The 14010-nt window shown below is 68.7% G+C and carries 17 protein-coding genes; 7 read left to right on the top strand and 10 right to left on the bottom strand.

Going from position 1 to position 14010, the window contains the following annotated elements; all coding sequences use genetic code 11:
• Window positions 1–25: 25 nt before the first annotated feature.
• Entirely contained in the window at window positions 26–496 is a 471-nt protein-coding gene (locus tag ACIBH2_RS05810) for a prepilin peptidase (protein ID WP_397113887.1), read from the bottom strand.
• Between the two features lie 149 nt (window positions 497–645).
• Here ACIBH2_RS05810 and ACIBH2_RS05805 point away from each other — a divergent pair, with 149 nt between their 5' ends.
• Genes ACIBH2_RS05805 through ACIBH2_RS05790 form a run of 4 tightly spaced genes read left to right on the top strand, consistent with a single transcriptional unit; the run spans window position 646 to window position 3160 of the window.
• On the top strand, window positions 646–1767 hold the full coding sequence (locus ACIBH2_RS05805) for a M24 family metallopeptidase (RefSeq protein WP_397113885.1): 1122 nt from the start codon (window positions 646–648) through the stop codon (window positions 1765–1767).
• 33 nt (window positions 1768–1800) lie between these two features.
• Complete coding sequence (efp, locus tag ACIBH2_RS05800) at window positions 1801–2364, top strand: elongation factor P (protein ID WP_397113883.1); 564 nt, start codon at window positions 1801–1803, stop codon at window positions 2362–2364.
• A 16-nt stretch (window positions 2365–2380) separates the two neighbouring features.
• On the top strand, window positions 2381–2902 hold the full coding sequence (gene nusB, locus ACIBH2_RS05795) for a transcription antitermination factor NusB (protein ID WP_397113881.1): 522 nt from the start codon (window positions 2381–2383) through the stop codon (window positions 2900–2902).
• A complete protein-coding gene (locus ACIBH2_RS05790) occupies window positions 2903–3160 on the top strand; it encodes a YciI family protein (protein WP_397113879.1) in 258 nt (85 codons plus the stop codon).
• A 62-nt stretch (window positions 3161–3222) separates the two neighbouring features.
• Here the strand turns inward: ACIBH2_RS05790 and ACIBH2_RS05785 are convergent, their stop codons facing one another.
• Window positions 3223–4206 carry a zinc-binding alcohol dehydrogenase family protein gene (locus ACIBH2_RS05785; RefSeq protein WP_397113877.1) on the bottom strand — a complete coding sequence of 328 codons (984 nt, stop codon included), beginning with the start codon at window positions 4204–4206 and terminating at the stop codon, window positions 3223–3225.
• A 69-nt stretch (window positions 4207–4275) separates the two neighbouring features.
• On the opposite strand from ACIBH2_RS05785, the gene ACIBH2_RS05780 reads away from it, so the two are divergent.
• Window positions 4276–4872 carry a TetR/AcrR family transcriptional regulator gene (locus ACIBH2_RS05780; RefSeq protein WP_397113875.1) on the top strand — a complete coding sequence of 199 codons (597 nt, stop codon included), beginning with the start codon at window positions 4276–4278 and terminating at the stop codon, window positions 4870–4872.
• 104 nt (window positions 4873–4976) lie between these two features.
• Here the strand turns inward: ACIBH2_RS05780 and ACIBH2_RS05775 are convergent, their stop codons facing one another.
• The 5 genes from ACIBH2_RS05775 to ACIBH2_RS05755 form a co-directional block, all read right to left on the bottom strand.
• Window positions 4977–5609, bottom strand: a complete 633-nt coding sequence (locus ACIBH2_RS05775; RefSeq protein WP_397113873.1) for an NUDIX hydrolase — start codon at window positions 5607–5609, stop codon at window positions 4977–4979.
• A 9-nt stretch (window positions 5610–5618) separates the two neighbouring features.
• Window positions 5619–6872 (bottom strand): adenylosuccinate synthetase, encoded by a 1254-nt coding sequence (locus ACIBH2_RS05770; protein WP_397113871.1) that lies wholly within the window; start codon window positions 6870–6872, stop codon window positions 5619–5621.
• A gap of 11 nt (window positions 6873–6883) precedes the next feature.
• Window positions 6884–7870, bottom strand: a complete 987-nt coding sequence (locus ACIBH2_RS05765) for a hypothetical protein (protein ID WP_397113869.1) — start codon at window positions 7868–7870, stop codon at window positions 6884–6886.
• 5 nt (window positions 7871–7875) lie between these two features.
• Window positions 7876–8886 (bottom strand): hypothetical protein, encoded by a 1011-nt coding sequence (locus ACIBH2_RS05760; RefSeq protein ID WP_397113867.1) that lies wholly within the window; start codon window positions 8884–8886, stop codon window positions 7876–7878.
• 118 nt (window positions 8887–9004) lie between these two features.
• Window positions 9005–9454 (bottom strand): SgcJ/EcaC family oxidoreductase, encoded by a 450-nt coding sequence (locus tag ACIBH2_RS05755; protein ID WP_397113865.1) that lies wholly within the window; start codon window positions 9452–9454, stop codon window positions 9005–9007.
• 133 nt (window positions 9455–9587) lie between these two features.
• Between ACIBH2_RS05755 and ACIBH2_RS05750 the strand changes: the two genes are divergently transcribed.
• Window positions 9588–10148, top strand: coding sequence for a DUF4334 domain-containing protein (locus ACIBH2_RS05750; RefSeq protein WP_397113863.1), 561 nt, complete (start codon window positions 9588–9590; stop codon window positions 10146–10148).
• Window positions 10149–10210: 62 nt separating this feature from the next.
• On the top strand, window positions 10211–11440 hold the full coding sequence (locus ACIBH2_RS05745; protein WP_397113861.1) for an FAD-dependent oxidoreductase: 1230 nt from the start codon (window positions 10211–10213) through the stop codon (window positions 11438–11440).
• 77 nt (window positions 11441–11517) lie between these two features.
• Here the strand turns inward: ACIBH2_RS05745 and ACIBH2_RS05740 are convergent, their stop codons facing one another.
• The 3 genes from ACIBH2_RS05740 to ACIBH2_RS05730 all read right to left on the bottom strand — a co-directional run bounded on the left by ACIBH2_RS05740 (window position 11518) and on the right by ACIBH2_RS05730 (window position 13996).
• Window positions 11518–12144 (bottom strand): alpha-ketoglutarate-dependent dioxygenase AlkB, encoded by a 627-nt coding sequence (locus ACIBH2_RS05740; RefSeq protein ID WP_397113859.1) that lies wholly within the window; start codon window positions 12142–12144, stop codon window positions 11518–11520.
• A gap of 55 nt (window positions 12145–12199) precedes the next feature.
• Entirely contained in the window at window positions 12200–13078 is an 879-nt protein-coding gene (locus tag ACIBH2_RS05735) for a hypothetical protein (protein ID WP_397113857.1), read from the bottom strand.
• Between the two features lie 87 nt (window positions 13079–13165).
• Entirely contained in the window at window positions 13166–13996 is an 831-nt protein-coding gene (locus ACIBH2_RS05730; RefSeq protein ID WP_397113856.1) for a MerR family transcriptional regulator, read from the bottom strand.
• Between the last annotated feature and the right edge of the window lie 14 nt (window positions 13997–14010).

Genomic DNA, 14010 nt, shown 5'->3' with positions numbered 1-14010 from the left:
GCAGCCCGACGCCAGCGTGTCCGCGTCAGCGCCAGCACACTGTGAAGGTCAGGGCCAGCACACTGGCCAGGCACATCGCCGGACCGTGCGCGACGGTCCGGCCCGCGTCCGGTCGCGTCGGCGAATCCCGAGGTCGCGGCGTTTGCGCGAGTATTGCCGCCACACCCGCGAGGGCCGTCGCGACGGGTGCCAGCACCGCCGCCCACACCCACGCCTGCGCCCCGCCGAGGGCGGTCGCCGCACCCAGCCCGATGGCGAGTTTCACATCCCCGGCCCCGAGCGCCGCCGGTGCGATCAGATGAATCACCAGATACGGCAGCACAAGTAGGAGCGCCCCGACCAGCGCCACCGTCAACCGCCCCGACAGCGCGCCGTAACCCAGCACCAGCCCGGCGCCGGGCAGCGTCAAGGCGTTCGGTAACCGTCGGCGGCGCAGGTCGATTCCGCTGAGCACCGCACACCAGATCGTGAGCAGAAGCAGGGGCAGCGGGTCCATGCCTCGACCCTGCCGCACCGAACCGCCTTGCGGACCACCGATTCTCGATTTGTGGACAACTCCGGCACATGTGAACAACCACCGCTCCGACCGGGCGTTTCCACGTGTTGCGTGTCGGTGTCCCGACACGTCGGCTGTAGCTTGGACGCATGGCTGATCACGACCCGGGCCCACGTCCGAACTTCGCACTACGGCGAGCCGCGCTGCGCGACCTGCTGGTGGAGAACCGTGTCGACGCCCTGTTGGTGACGGATCTGATCAATATCCGCTACCTCACCGGATTCACCGGATCCAATGCGGCGCTGCTGGTCTACGCCTGGGACACCACCGAGGACCGCACCGTCATCTGCACCGACGGCCGCTACCGCACCCAGGTCGGCGAACAGGTGCCGGATCTGCGCGCCGAGATCAATCGCGCCAGCGCCCGACGGGTGGTGGAGATCGCGGGCGAATGGCAAACCGGCCGAGTCGGATTCGAGAGCCACGTCCTCACCGTCGAGCAGCACCGCGGCTTCCAGGCCCTCGGCACCGGCCTCGAGTTCGTGCCCACCCCGGGCCTGGTCGAGCAATTGCGCATGGTCAAGGACGAATTCGAGGTGGGCCGCCTGCGCGCCGCCTGCGACGCCGCCGATGCCGCGCTGGCCACCCTGCTCGAGCGCGGCGGCCTGCGCCCCGGCCGCACCGAACGCCAGGTGGCGCGCGAACTCGAATGGCTCATGTTCGAACACGGCGCGGACGGCATCGCCTTCGAGACCATTGTCGCCGCGGGCGTGAATTCGGCTGTCCCGCACCACCGTCCCACCGAGGCGGTGCTGGCCACCGGCGACTTCGTGAAAATGGACTTCGGGGCCATGATCGGCGGCTACCACTCGGATATGACCCGCACCTTCGTCCTCGGCAAGGCCTCGGACTGGCAGCGCGAGATCTACGACCTGGTCCACGCCTCCCAGCGGGCCGGTCGCGAAGCCCTGAAGCCAGGCGTTTCGACCAAATCGGTGGACGCGGCCTCCCGCTCGGTCATCGAGGCGGCGGGCTACGGCGAGCTGTTCGTGCACGGCCTCGGCCACGGTGTCGGACTACAGATCCACGAAGCGCCCGGAATCGCCAAAACGGGCACGGGTACACTGCTCAATGGCGTGGCGGTGACCGTCGAGCCAGGCGTGTATTTCCCCGGCCGCGGTGGCGTCCGGATCGAGGATACGCTCGTGGTTCGCAAGGGGGGCCCGGAACTGCTCACCCGCACCAGCAAAGACCTGACCGTCGTCGACTGACGCGGTTGCCCGACTAGAGGAGATCCGAGGACAGTGGCGGACACCAGCGACTTCAAGAACGGCCTCGTGCTGAAGATCGACAATCAGCTTCAGCAGATTGTCGAGTTCCAGCATGTCAAGCCGGGTAAGGGTCCCGCCTTCGTGCGCACCAAGCTGAAGAACGTCATGTCCGGCAAGGTCGTCGACAAGACCTTCAACGCGGGCGTCAAGGTCGAGACCGCGACCGTCGACCGTCGCGATATGACCTACCTGTACCACGACGGCTCGGACTACATCTTCATGGACGGCGAGACCTACGACCAGATTCACCTGGGCGAGTCCACCGTCGGCAAGGCGGGTGGCTTCCTGCTGGAGAACATGGGCGTGCAGATCGCCATGCACGAGGGCGAGGCGCTGTTCATCGAGCTCCCGGTCGCCATCGAGGTCGAGGTCACCCACACCGAGCCGGGCCTGCAGGGCGACCGCTCGAGCGCCGGTACCAAGCCCGCCACCATCGAGACCGGCGCCGAGGTGCAGGTGCCGCTGTTCATCAATGTCGGCGACAAGCTCAAGATCGACACCCGCGACGGCAGCTACATCAGCCGCGTCAACTCCTGACCGGATAATGGTGACCGTGGCCGATCAGCCGGTGGACAAGAAGTCGAACTACAAGAAGCTCGGTGCGCGGCACAAGGCGCGCCGACGCGCGGTGGACCTGCTGTTCGAAGCCGAGGCGCGTGATATCGATCCGGCGGAACTGCTCGCCGAACGCGTGACATTGGCGCTGCGCGACGATGCCGTCGCGCCGGTGAACCCCTACACCCGGGTCCTGGTCGAGGGCGTCGCCGACGACCTGGACCGGGTCGACGGCACCATCGAGTCGTACCTGCAGGATTGGGCGCTGTCGCGGCTGCCCGCCGTGGACCGCGCCATTCTGCGGGTGGCGGTGTGGGAGTTGTTCCACGCCAACGACGTTCCGCCCGTGGTGGCGGTGGACGAGGCGGTGGAGCTGGCCAAGGAGCTCTCCACCGACGACTCCCCGTCCTTCGTCAACGGCGTGCTCGGCCGCGTGGTGGAGGTGGCCCCGCAGGTGCGCGCCGCCGCCGCGGCCACCCGCGCCACCGTCGCCCCGGTCGACGCCGACGACGAGGCGTAAGTGCGCAAATATCTCGTGCTGGCGATGCGCACCGAGCGCTTCGACCAGACCGTCGTCGAACCGCATCGAGCCTGGCTCGATGCGGTTCGTTCGCGTGGGCAGCTGGTGGAGACCGGCAAATTCACCGACGGCAGCGGCGGAGCCTATGTCATTCGCGCCGAAAACCTCGCCGCTGCCCGCGAACTCGTCTACACCGACCCGATCCACACCACCGGTGCCTCGGAGCTGACCGTGTACGAGTGGGAAATCACGGGCTGAGCCCCATTATTCGCAGGTGGCGTCGAGGCTGACCCCTCGACCGTCATCGCCACCAGCGGTGCCTACTCGGCGATTCCGTCGGGGCGCAGCACGACGGTGCCCATGGTGAGGCGCTCGCCGATCACCCGGTGTGCCTCGCTCGCCTGCGCGAGCGGTAGGACCCGATCGGTCAGTACGGTCACCGAACCCGTTGCGGCACGGTCGAGAACGGCCCCGCGCGCCCGCGCCACCCCGGCAAGCCACTCCGGCCCGGCGCAGCCGATGAGCGTGAGGCCGCGGCCGATGAGGTCCATGGCGGTCACCTGGGCGGGTGCGCCGGAGAGCCAGCCGTAACTGAGCATGCGGCCGCGCAGCGGGGTCATGAGATCCAGCAGCGCGCTGGCGGATTCGCCGCCGAGGGAGTCGAACACCACGTCGACCGTTGTGCCGCCGAGGATCTCGCGCAGACGTTGCGGCCAGGCCGCATCGCTGTGGTCGACGACCTCGTCCGCACCGAGCTCCCGCGCCCGCCGCATTTTGGCCGTACCGCCCGCCGTGGCGATCACCCGCGCCGCCCCGAACTCCTTCGCGAGCTGGGTGAGATACCCACCGACACCCGTTGCGCCGACCTCGATTACGACCGTTTCGGTCCCGGTGAGCCGAGCGGTCTCCAGCAGCGGCAGTGCGACCGAACCACTCATGGCGACCGCCGCCGCCTCCACCGACGACAGTCCCTCCGGAACGGCCACGGCGGACTCGGCTGGGGCGCAGACGAATTCGGCATAGGTGCCGAAACTGTCGCTGGCCACCAACACCCGCTGCCCGATCAGCCCGGCGTCGACCCCGTCGCCGACCTCGACCACCACACCCACCGCTTGGGTGCCGAAGACGAGCGGCCCTTCCACAGGCAACGGAAACGCTCCCGACCGCAGCAGTGTCTCCGGAAACAACACCGGAACAGCCGCACTGCGAATCAGCACCTCACCGACCCGCGGCCGCGGCTCGGGCACCTCCCGCGCCACCAGTACCTCGGGCCCGCCGGTCCCGGTCATTACGATTGCCTGCATCGAGAACTCCATAACTTGACTGCCGGTCCAATTCGCCGCAACGATATGGACCGCCGGTCAAGTTTGTCAATGAAAGCGGAGGAAATGGCTGGTCACGAGCGCAAAGAACGGGCCGATGCCGCGCGTAATCGGAGCGCGATCCTGGAGGCGACCCGGGCGCTGCTGACCGAGCACGGCGCCGAGGCGCTCACCATGGACCGCGTCGCCGCGGCCGCCGGAGTCGGCAAGGGCACCATCTTCCACCGCTTCGGCAGCCGCGCCGGATTGCTCTACGCACTGGTCGCCGAACCGGCCGAAACGCTCATGGCCCAAATCTCCGACGGCCCACCGCCATTGGGGCCGGGCGCACCCGCGGCGGAGCGACTCGTGGCCTTCTTCGATGCCATGACCCTCATGATGGCCGACAATGTCGAACTCATGGCCGCCTATCGCGGCGCACCCATGGACCCACATCCGCGCACCGCCGAATTCCACGGCACCTGGGATCGCCACATCACCACCCTGCTCCACGAGGTCCGCCCCGACCTCGACGCGGCGGTCGTCGGCCGCCTACTGCTGAGCACCGTCGGCAGTGAACTTGCCTCCGCCATGGTCCGCGCGGGCCAGACCGACGCGTTGCGCGCGAGCGTGCGCGCGGTCGTGGAATCAGTCCTGCGCCAGCGGTAGGCGAATGTGCGGCAGGTGATCCACGTGGCTGGTGTCATTCGGGACGCGATCCCGCTCAGCTGCGTAGGGGTGTAGTCCCCGAGGCGGGCGGCGACCCGTGCGGGTCATGCCGATGGTTCGAAGGCCCACACCGCGGCAGGACGACCGGTGGCTTTGACCCGCATTCTTTCTCCGGTGCGGGTCAGCCCGGGGAGCGTGGCGAGGGTGCGGTTGAGATTGCCGGGGTCCGGCCGCGCGCCCTCGAGTGCGGTGGTGAGCTCCACCGCGCGGGTGGCGGGGAACTCCTCACCCACCAGTGGCCGGGTGAAGCGCAGGTTCTTCCACAGCATTCCGGCCAGCAGCCCGCGCGCGGTCTCCACGATCCGGTTGTGGTCGAAGGCCAGTGTCGGCACCTTGTCGAAGGGCACCCAGGTGGCGTGGTCGGTGTCGTGCTCGGTGACCACGGCCCACATGGCGATGGACAGGGTCGGCCCGCGCGGGTCGCGGGTGGGCTCGTCGAAGGTGGCGAGCTGCCCGACCGCCGCGATGGCCGCTTCGGGCACACCGAGTTTGGTGTGCACCGCGCGGCGCGCGGCGGCGTCGAGGCGCTCACCGCGGCCGAGTAGGACGCCGGGTAGCGCGAGTTCACCGGCGAACGGCTCCCACGCCCGGGCCGCGATACCGAGGGTGACGGTGGGGTCGTCGCGCCCGTAGCGCAGCGCGACGACATCGAGTGATACGGCCGATTGCTGCTCCACGGCGAACCATCATGCCGCAGCGGCGACCCGGACCGTGCGAGCGGACCGGTCGGGACCGTCGGCGGTGAGTACCACCGGCACGCCGAGCGTCTCCTCGAGGTAGCGGGGGATATCGCGCGGCAGGTCCGCGAGCACCGGCGTGGCCCCGGCCAACAGCTCGGTGAGGCGCCGCTGATGGTCGAGATCGCGCCACGGCCCACACTCGATGCTGTCGAGGAAGCCGTCGGCGGTCATGTATCCGGTGGTGGTGCGCACGTCGGCGAGCGCGTCGAGATGGTTCACCGCGAGCCCGTCGATGCCGCCGCAGGCCGCGATGGCATAGCGCAGCAGGATCGGGTCGAGATGACCGAGCCGGAAAGCGCCCTGATAGCGGCCGGTGTCATTGTGCGGCTCGGGAATCGACAGCGCCGGGTCTTCACTGGGAAACGGTCCCGCGCCGTGCCGCGTGAGATAGCCGCGCGTCACGCCCAGTACCGACGCCGGTTCTCCGATGCGCGACAACATGTTCCGCGCATGGCGCGGTTCCACCGTCGACCATGTGGTGTGCGGGTGCAGGCCGCGCCATTCGTCCAAGAGCACCCCCTGCGCGCCCTCGAACACCAGTCGCCCCGCCGCCGCGAATCCGGCGAGCCGATCATCGGGCAGAATCGCTACGGCACCGGCGAATTCGCGGTACATGTCCACGAGATCGTCGATGGCGTCGTACTCGTGCGACCCCTGCGCGAGCAGCGCGCCGTAGTGCTCCTCCAGTGCTATCAGCTTGCGCCGCAACACCTCCGGCCGACGGCAATCCGCTACCCTCGGCGCATCGTGGGTGAGCGCGTACGCCGCGGTCTCCCCGATGCCGATGCCGCACGAACCGTGCCGGGAGGTACCCCTCGCATCCTCCCGGCAGCGGTTGGCCGCCCCGTGAATCGGGGTGGTGAGCAGGGCCCGCTCGTCCACCGACAGCAGCGAGAGCGGTTCGGCGACACCGAGTTCGGACAACGCCCTGGCCTCGGCGGCCAGCGCGAGCGGTTCCACCAGCATGTGTCGAGACAGCAGCGTCGGAACACCGGAGAGCGTCCCGGACCCGAACTGCCGGAAGGTGTGGTGTCTGCCCCGCGCGACCACATTGTGCGCGGCCTGCGCCCCGCCGTTGAACCGCACCACGGCCGAGACGTCGAGCGCGGCCTCGGCCGAGCACAGCCAATCCACGGTCGCGCCCTTACCCGCGTCGCCGAAGCCCAGGTCCACCACGATGAGGTGGCGGTCGCCGAACATCCTCGCCCCCTTCAGTTCCCGAAGACGACGTCGTCGTCGCCGGTCGCGGCGGGCAGCGAGCCGACGCTGCGGCCGCGCGCCAGTCCGCCCAGCGGAGCCAGGGCCTTGCCCACCGCCTCGGCCTCGCTGACCGATCCGATATCGCGCAGATCCGCCAGCCCGGCCCCGAGATCGACACGGTCCTCGATGATTCCGATGGTCAACGCGATGAGTTCGCACACCGCCGCCGGATCGTCCAGTCGCAACAACCGCTCACCGAGCAGGCCCCGCCAATGCTCGGCGATCTCGGGATCGTCGTAGTAGCTGGACTGATTCGGCAGGATGTAGTGCACATGCCAGCGATCGGCCAATTCCCGGTAGATCGACTCCACCGAAATATCCGACGGCACATCGTCTCCGATGACCTCGCGCACATGCCGCGCCGCCAACCGCTTCTTGTTGAGCTCGTCGCCGACGATGAACAGGTAACCCTTGCGTCCCCGCTTGTCCCACGCGTCGGTCGCGGTGTGCCGGGCCATGAAATACGCGGCCAGCTCATAGCTTTCGGACTTCTGGCCGCCGCCACCGCCTTCCAGCAGGATCAGCCGCAGCTGCTCGTCCATCCGGTTGTCGGATTCGAACTGTCCGACCTGCAAGGGAACTCGATCGCAGTCGGCGTCCCCGATACCGCCGAACAGAATCTGCGGGTCCTCGGCGTACCCCTTGCGCCGCAACAGTCCGTGCAGCTTCCCGAGCTTCTCCTGCATGATGCGCGGCACCACACCCATCGACCCGGTCACGTCGAACAGCACCGCGATGGGCAGCGACCGGCCGTGCTCCTCGGAGTCCCGCGATTCGCGCACCGCGACATGTTTCGGATCGAGCGACGGATGCGCGGTCCACTCGTTCCACGGTTTGGCCCGCATCTCGGCGGTGTAACCGAAATCGTCGAGGCCGCGGGCGGCCCGGAAGGTGCGGGCGGCATCGTAGGCGCGGTCGTCCCAATTGCCGTAACCCATTGTGATCACTGTCCTTTCGGCAGCGCGAACGGCCGGAAGCGGCGCTTCCCGTAGAGCCGATCGAGCAGGTCGTCGAATTCCTGGAGGAGTCCGGCCGCGTCCGGGCGCAGCCGGGGGTCGGATTGCAGGCAGCCCTCGGCGAAGGCCCGCAGGGGAGCGGTGGCACGCTCACCGAGCATGGTGAGCAGGAGCCGGTGCGCGAGAAAGACATCCGTCTCCGGGGCCACGGCCTTGTGAATCTCCGGCGGATAGTCGAGGGAGCCGATCGTGGCGGCGGCGGGCCTACCCGCACGCGTCGCGAACGACCACCCGACCAGCACCACACCGTGCAGCCGGGGATGAATCAGCACATTGGCGGGCGCGATCGCGGTGTGCACCCACCCGGCCAGCGCCGCACCCGCGAGGCAGCGCAGCAGACGGCGGTGCATCCAGGCGTAGTCGCGCGGATCGAGACCGTGCGGATAGGCCGCGCGCACCTCCTCGAGGCTGACGAACTCGTCGGTGGGCGCGCCGAGCACATTGACGGTGCGCGTCTCACCGGAGACGGTGTCAACGTGGTCGACCGTATCGACCAGTTCGGGAAAGTACGGGCGCAGCCAGGCGTGGTCCTCGGTGAGCTCCGCGAGGTCGCGCAGGGCGTTTCGCTCGGCGGCGAGCAGTCGATTGGCACTCGCGCGCCGCGGAATCTTCACCACCCGATCGCCGCCGCTGCGGTGCACGTCGGCGACCGAACCGCGCGCGTGCACCGCGCCGACGGAGTAGGTCCGACCGCTCGCGCCCGTCGCCTCGAACGCGGTGTCTCCCAGCGACTGCCACTGCCGATACAGCCCGGCGAGCCGTGCGAAGGCCGCCACTGTCGTCGCGTCGCCGCGATCGGGATGTACCAGCGCGGCCAACTGGTGATAGCGCCGCCGCGCGGCCCGCCGAGTGGCGGAATCGGTTGCGGCAGTGCCGAAGAGCTCTTCGGGATGACGGGCCGCGGCAATGGCCTCGGTCGCGTCGCGCACTGTCGACATGCGTTTTAGGTTAGGTGACTAAAACGAGGAGCGCCAGCTGTTTCCGAAAGTTTTTGCCGAAATGACGAAAAGGCCCCGGCCGGGGGTGTACGAAACCGGCCGGGGCCTGCCGGGGCCGTTACTCGGCCCGCGGGATCAGGGTGTTCTGCCGCGCCACGATCCACCAGCGGCCGTTCTCCTTGGCCAGCACGTACAGGGCGACCATGGCGGGCTCGGCATCGATCAGCTCACCATCGGCGGTGGTGGCCCGGGCGGTCTTGTGTGCCAGTGCGATATCCGGGCGCGGGAACACGATGTCGCGCACGTCGTAGCGCACGTACTCGTTCTTCAGGAATCCGGCCAACCCCACGCGACTCGCCTCGAGTACGACCTCGCGGCCCTCCTGGAGCATGCCGACCGCATTGCCCACCACCGCGTTTCGCGCCAGATCCGACACCATGAGGTCCGCGTCATTGGTGTTGTACGCGGTCTCCACGGTGGCGATGATCCGCGTGATGGCTTCCCGGTCCGCCGCGTGATCGACGGTGTCGTCCTCGATGACCGGCGCTTCGACGTTCACTGTGCTCATGCGTTCGAGCATCGGTCCTCAACCTTGGTTCAGGTCAATGCTCCCGGGTGAGGCGGTGGTCACAGCGGTACTGCGAGAGTGCTGAGATATTGTGAGATGAAGTATTTCATCCACTCGGGCAAGGAGGCTGGGGATGGTCGCCGGACAATCGACGGTGGACGGGGCGGCGCGGCTGCGCGAACTGCGCTCCGGGGGCTGCACCCCCGAGCAGGCGTGGCAGCTGTTCGACACCCTGCCGACGGTGAGCGTCGCGGAGATCACCACCGGCCGCTGGCGCGGCGACGAACTCGACACCGGCCATCCGTGGAAGGGCGTGCTGGTCGAATCCGGTTGGTACGGCAAGCAGTTCGACGGTGCCGACGCCGTGCAGCCACTGCTGTTCGCGGCGCCCGACGGCGATATCTTCCCGGTGGACCCGCGCCGGGTGCCGCTGTTCCTCGCCGGACGCGTCCCCGTCGCCGCCCTGCGCCCGGTCCGCCGCTCGCTCGGCGCGCTGCGCCCGATGTTGCGCGCGACCACCCCGCGTGCCCGGCTGCGTGATCTGGAATTTCGTGGAAAGTCCAGTGCCGCAATGATCTACGACCATCTGCCGATCGTCGACATCTTTCGCCGGGTGGACGCCGACACCCTGCTCGGCGTCATGGATATGCGCGGCCTGGCCGACCCCTATTTCTTCCTGCTGTTCCGCGACTGAGCCGTGCGGTGCCCGACTACCATCGAAATCAGCGGTGGTAGTCGATTCGGGAGGGATGCCCGATGGAACGCACGACCTGTCTGATCGCCGGTGGCGGCCCGGCCGGAATGGTCTTGGGGCTCTTGCTCGCTCGTGGCGGAGTCGAGGTCACGGTGCTGGAGAAGCACGGTGACTTCCTGCGAGATTTCCGCGGGGATACCGTACATCCGACCACCCTCGACCTGCTCGATGAACTCGGCCTGATGGACGAATTCACGAAACTGCCGCAGCGGCGGTTGAATTCGGTGCAGGTGCCGATCGGTGGGCAGATGCAGACCGTCGCCACCTTCGAGCACATACCGGGGCGGCGGCGGTATATCGCCATGGTGCCGCAGTGGGATCTGCTCGATCTGCTGGCGCGCGCCGCGGATGCCGAGCCGACCTTCCGGCTGCGGATGAACACCGAGGCCACCGACGTGCTGTGCGAGGACGGCCGGGTGGTCGGGGTGCGCTATCGCGGGAAAGACGGTGCGGCGGGCGAGATTCGCGCGGACCTGACGGTCGCCTGCGACGGTCGCTCGTCGACGTTGCGGCAGGCACTCGGGCTCGGTGCGCACCGGTGGTCCACACCGTTCGACGTGTGGTGGTTCCGGCTGCCGCGCAACTCGACCGATCCGGCGGGCGCGGTGCCGGTGCTCACCTCCAACCGCGCCGCCATCATGCTTGACCGAGGCGACTACTGGCAGGTGGCCACCCTCATCGCCAAGGGCTCCGATCCGGCGCTGCGGCAACGGCCCGTGGGCGAGATCGTGGGCAGTATGGCCGAGGTCGTACCGTGGCTGGCCGACCGCGTGGACGCCGTGAATGGTTGGGACGAGGTGAAACTCCTCGATGTGAAGCTCGACCGCCTCGACCGTTGGTACGCCGACGGCCTGCTGTGTATCGGGGATGCGGCGCACGCCATGTCGCCGGTCGGCGGCGTCGGCATCAACCTGGCGGTACAGGACGCGGTGGCCGCCGCGCGCATTCTCGCCCCGAAACTGTTGACGCACACCGTCACCACGAAGGATCTGGCGAAGGTGCAGCGCCGCCGCACGGTGCCGACCGTCGTCACCCAGACCATTCAGCGGGCCGCGCACGCCAACTTCATCGGACCGGCGGTGTCGGGCAAGGTCAATGTGTCGAATATGTCGCGAACGCCGCTGCCGCTGAGGGTATTTCGCCGAATACCGATCCTCCGCAGCCTGCCGCCGTTCCTGATCGCCCGAGGCGTGCTCCCCGAACACGCCCCGGACTTCGCCCGACGGCCCTGAACGCCGATCTCGGCGGCCACCTGCGCGACCGGACCCCCGGTCAGCGTGTGCGCGCCACCGCCGCGCCACGCGAACCGCTAGCGCACGCCGCGCGGCCGGAACTGGATGCTGATTCGCGGCCCCACCGCGCGGCGGGTTTTCAGCACCGCGTGCTCCCATGTCCGCTGGCACGAGCCGCCCATCACGATCAGATCCCCGTGGCCGAGTGGATACCGAATGCTCGCCCCACCCGCCCGCGGCCGCAGCGACAGCGCTCGCGCCGCGCCCACCGACACGATCGCCACCATGGTGTCATGCTTCGCGCCGCGCCCGATGCGGTCCCCGTGCCAGGCGACACTGTCGTCGCCGTCGCGGTAGTAGCAGAGTCCGGCGGTCCGGAACGGTTCCCCGAGTTCGGCGCGATAGTGCTCGCTCAGCGCGTCGCGCGCCACGTCCAGGACCGGATCCGGCAGTGGCTGCCCCTCGTCGTAGAAGCATTGCAGCCGAGGCACGTCCACCATCCGGTCGTACATCTGCCGCCGATCCGCCCGCCACGGCACGTCGCTCGCCAAGCGCTCGAACATCTCGTCGGCTCCCCGCAGCCAGCCAGGCAGCACATCCACCCAGGCTCCGGAGCCGAGCACGGTCCGCCGCAGCTCGGTCAGCGGCCCTACCTCGACGGATCCGAATCCATCGAGCAGCGATCCCTGTAGTGGTGTGGACATGTCGCCGAATCTACGACGGTTCGAACATATGTTCAAGTGGCCCGGTTCGCGGGAATCAGACCTCGTAATCGACCAGGTGGGGATGCACCGCGATGCCGTAGACCTCCTGGCCGTAGCACCGTGCCATATCCGCGGCGAAAGCGGCCGTGCGCGACAGGGTCTCGCTCAGACCGGGCAGCGCGGCGGTCGCGCCCCGCAGGAATTCGCGCGGACCGGGCTCGAGTTCGGAGGTCTCCAGCAGTGTCGAACGCAACGCGCGCAGCGCCTGCCCGAGGCGGTGCGCGCGGACCGGCGCGCAGCGCTCCAAGCGGGTCTGGAGGTAGGCGCGCCGGTCGTGGACCGACCGGTCGTCGGCGTAGATCAGGGCGTCGACATAGGTGTCGAAGGTGACGGGCTGTCCGCGCCCATCGGCGGCGACCACGCCGATACGCGGAGCGGCGGCCACGGCCTCGGCGCGCGTGGGCAGTCCGAGTTCGGTGTGCAACGCACTACCCAGCTGACGCAGTTGCTGGTGCACGGTGTCGAGAATCGTCTCCTGGGTGCGCAGCGCGTGTTTGATGGCGACCTGATTGTCCAGCGCGGCCAGCATGCACACATCGTCGAGTGCCTCGCGAAATCGGTACAGCGCCAATCCGATTCCGGACAGGCTCGACTCGACGGGAGCGGGTACGGCGACGGGCGTGCGGGCGATGCGGGCATTCGCGGCATCGAGCGCCGCGCCTATTCCGCGCACGCCGAGGTCGACGATCCGGTCGGGGGAGTTGTACGCCGCCAGCCGCCAACCGGTCGGATGGCCGGGGCGGGTGTCGAGCCACAGCAACCACACGCCGTCGGCGCCGATGCCCCGATAGACGAAGGGCCCTCGGTTGTGCGGATCTTTCACCGGCATCCAGTGCACGGCCGCCGACGCGGCGCAGATATGCGGGGTGTTCACGAACCACCACCTCGACTTCGCTTGGAAGAGAGTGCGATTGGTACACCCCCTGCTTCCAGGGTGCCATGCCGGACCGTCGGCGGGCGGTCACTCCCAGGTGGCCGAGTCCGGATCGATGCCGTTGGCCTGCGCGTTCGCGAAGATCACATCTCGGAACCAGACGGTGAGGCCGGGTTCGAGGGCGTCGTAGTACTCGGCGTAGCCGGGTTCCTCGATGAAGCGGCGGGCCAGGCACACCTGCATCGAATGGGTGCAGTCGAAATAGTGGGACATCAGGGCGCGGTGCCGTTCGGCGAGGGCGTTGGCGGCGGGGGAGTCGGCAGCGCGGCCGCTGCGCTTGGCGGCGGCCAGATCCGCGTGGAAAGCGTCTGTCGCCGTGGCGATTTCGGTCCACTCGTCCGCTGTCCGGTCCATCGCGCGTTCGGCGTACTGGGCCCATTGCGGGCTGTTGCCCCACCGCTCCTCCGCCTCGCTCACCCACGCCGGATTCCAGTCGTCGCCGAAGATCGCGACCTGCTCCTCGGGGGTGAGCCGCATACCGGCGCGAGTGGCGGCCAGCATGCGATCCACCGCGCCGACCATGTCCTGTAGTCGGGAGATGCGCTCGACCAGTTCCGCGCGTTGCCGCCGCAGCTGCCGCTGGGCGTCGACCTCGGGATCATCGAGCAGTCGTGCGATCTCGGCGAGCGGAAAACCCAGCTCCCGATAGACGAGTACGCGATGGATGCGGGCGATGTCGTCGGCCGAGTACAGGCGATAACCCGACCAGGTGCGCCCGCTCGGCCGCACCACGCCGATGACATCCCAGTGATGCAGGGTTCGCACGCTGATGCCGACGAGCGCGGCCGCCCGCCCGACGGTGAGCTCCTCGGGTCGCGAGGTCTCGTCGTCGTGTCCGGTGTCGGCCGCGCTCGTCATCACCTCAGTATCGA

Source organism: Nocardia sp. NPDC050406 (assembly GCF_044459025.1).
In the GTDB taxonomy this organism is placed as follows: Bacteria; Actinomycetota; Actinomycetes; order Mycobacteriales; family Mycobacteriaceae; genus Nocardia.
This window is presented reverse-complemented; position numbering and strand designations above follow the sequence as displayed.

Excerpts from the sequence above, each read along its gene's own strand:
- ACIBH2_RS05810 (WP_397113887.1), bottom strand. The coding sequence starts at position 496 with ATGGACCCGCTGCCCCTGCTTCTGCTCACGATCTGGTGTGCGGTGCTC.
- ACIBH2_RS05805 (WP_397113885.1), top strand. The coding sequence starts at position 646 with ATGGCTGATCACGACCCGGGCCCACGTCCGAACTTCGCACTACGGCGA.
- ACIBH2_RS05785 (WP_397113877.1), bottom strand. The coding sequence starts at position 4,206 with ATGCAGGCAATCGTAATGACCGGGACCGGCGGGCCCGAGGTACTGGTG.
- ACIBH2_RS05780 (WP_397113875.1), top strand. The coding sequence starts at position 4,276 with ATGAAAGCGGAGGAAATGGCTGGTCACGAGCGCAAAGAACGGGCCGAT.
- ACIBH2_RS05770 (WP_397113871.1), bottom strand. The coding sequence starts at position 6,872 with ATGTTCGGCGACCGCCACCTCATCGTGGTGGACCTGGGCTTCGGCGAC.
- ACIBH2_RS05765 (WP_397113869.1), bottom strand. The coding sequence starts at position 7,870 with ATGGGTTACGGCAATTGGGACGACCGCGCCTACGATGCCGCCCGCACC.
- ACIBH2_RS05760 (WP_397113867.1), bottom strand. The coding sequence starts at position 8,886 with ATGTCGACAGTGCGCGACGCGACCGAGGCCATTGCCGCGGCCCGTCAT.
- ACIBH2_RS05755 (WP_397113865.1), bottom strand. The coding sequence starts at position 9,454 with ATGAGCACAGTGAACGTCGAAGCGCCGGTCATCGAGGACGACACCGTC.
- ACIBH2_RS05750 (WP_397113863.1), top strand. The coding sequence starts at position 9,588 with ATGGTCGCCGGACAATCGACGGTGGACGGGGCGGCGCGGCTGCGCGAA.
- ACIBH2_RS05745 (WP_397113861.1), top strand. The coding sequence starts at position 10,211 with ATGGAACGCACGACCTGTCTGATCGCCGGTGGCGGCCCGGCCGGAATG.
- ACIBH2_RS05740 (WP_397113859.1), bottom strand. The coding sequence starts at position 12,144 with ATGTCCACACCACTACAGGGATCGCTGCTCGATGGATTCGGATCCGTC.
- ACIBH2_RS05730 (WP_397113856.1), bottom strand. The coding sequence starts at position 13,996 with ATGACGAGCGCGGCCGACACCGGACACGACGACGAGACCTCGCGACCC.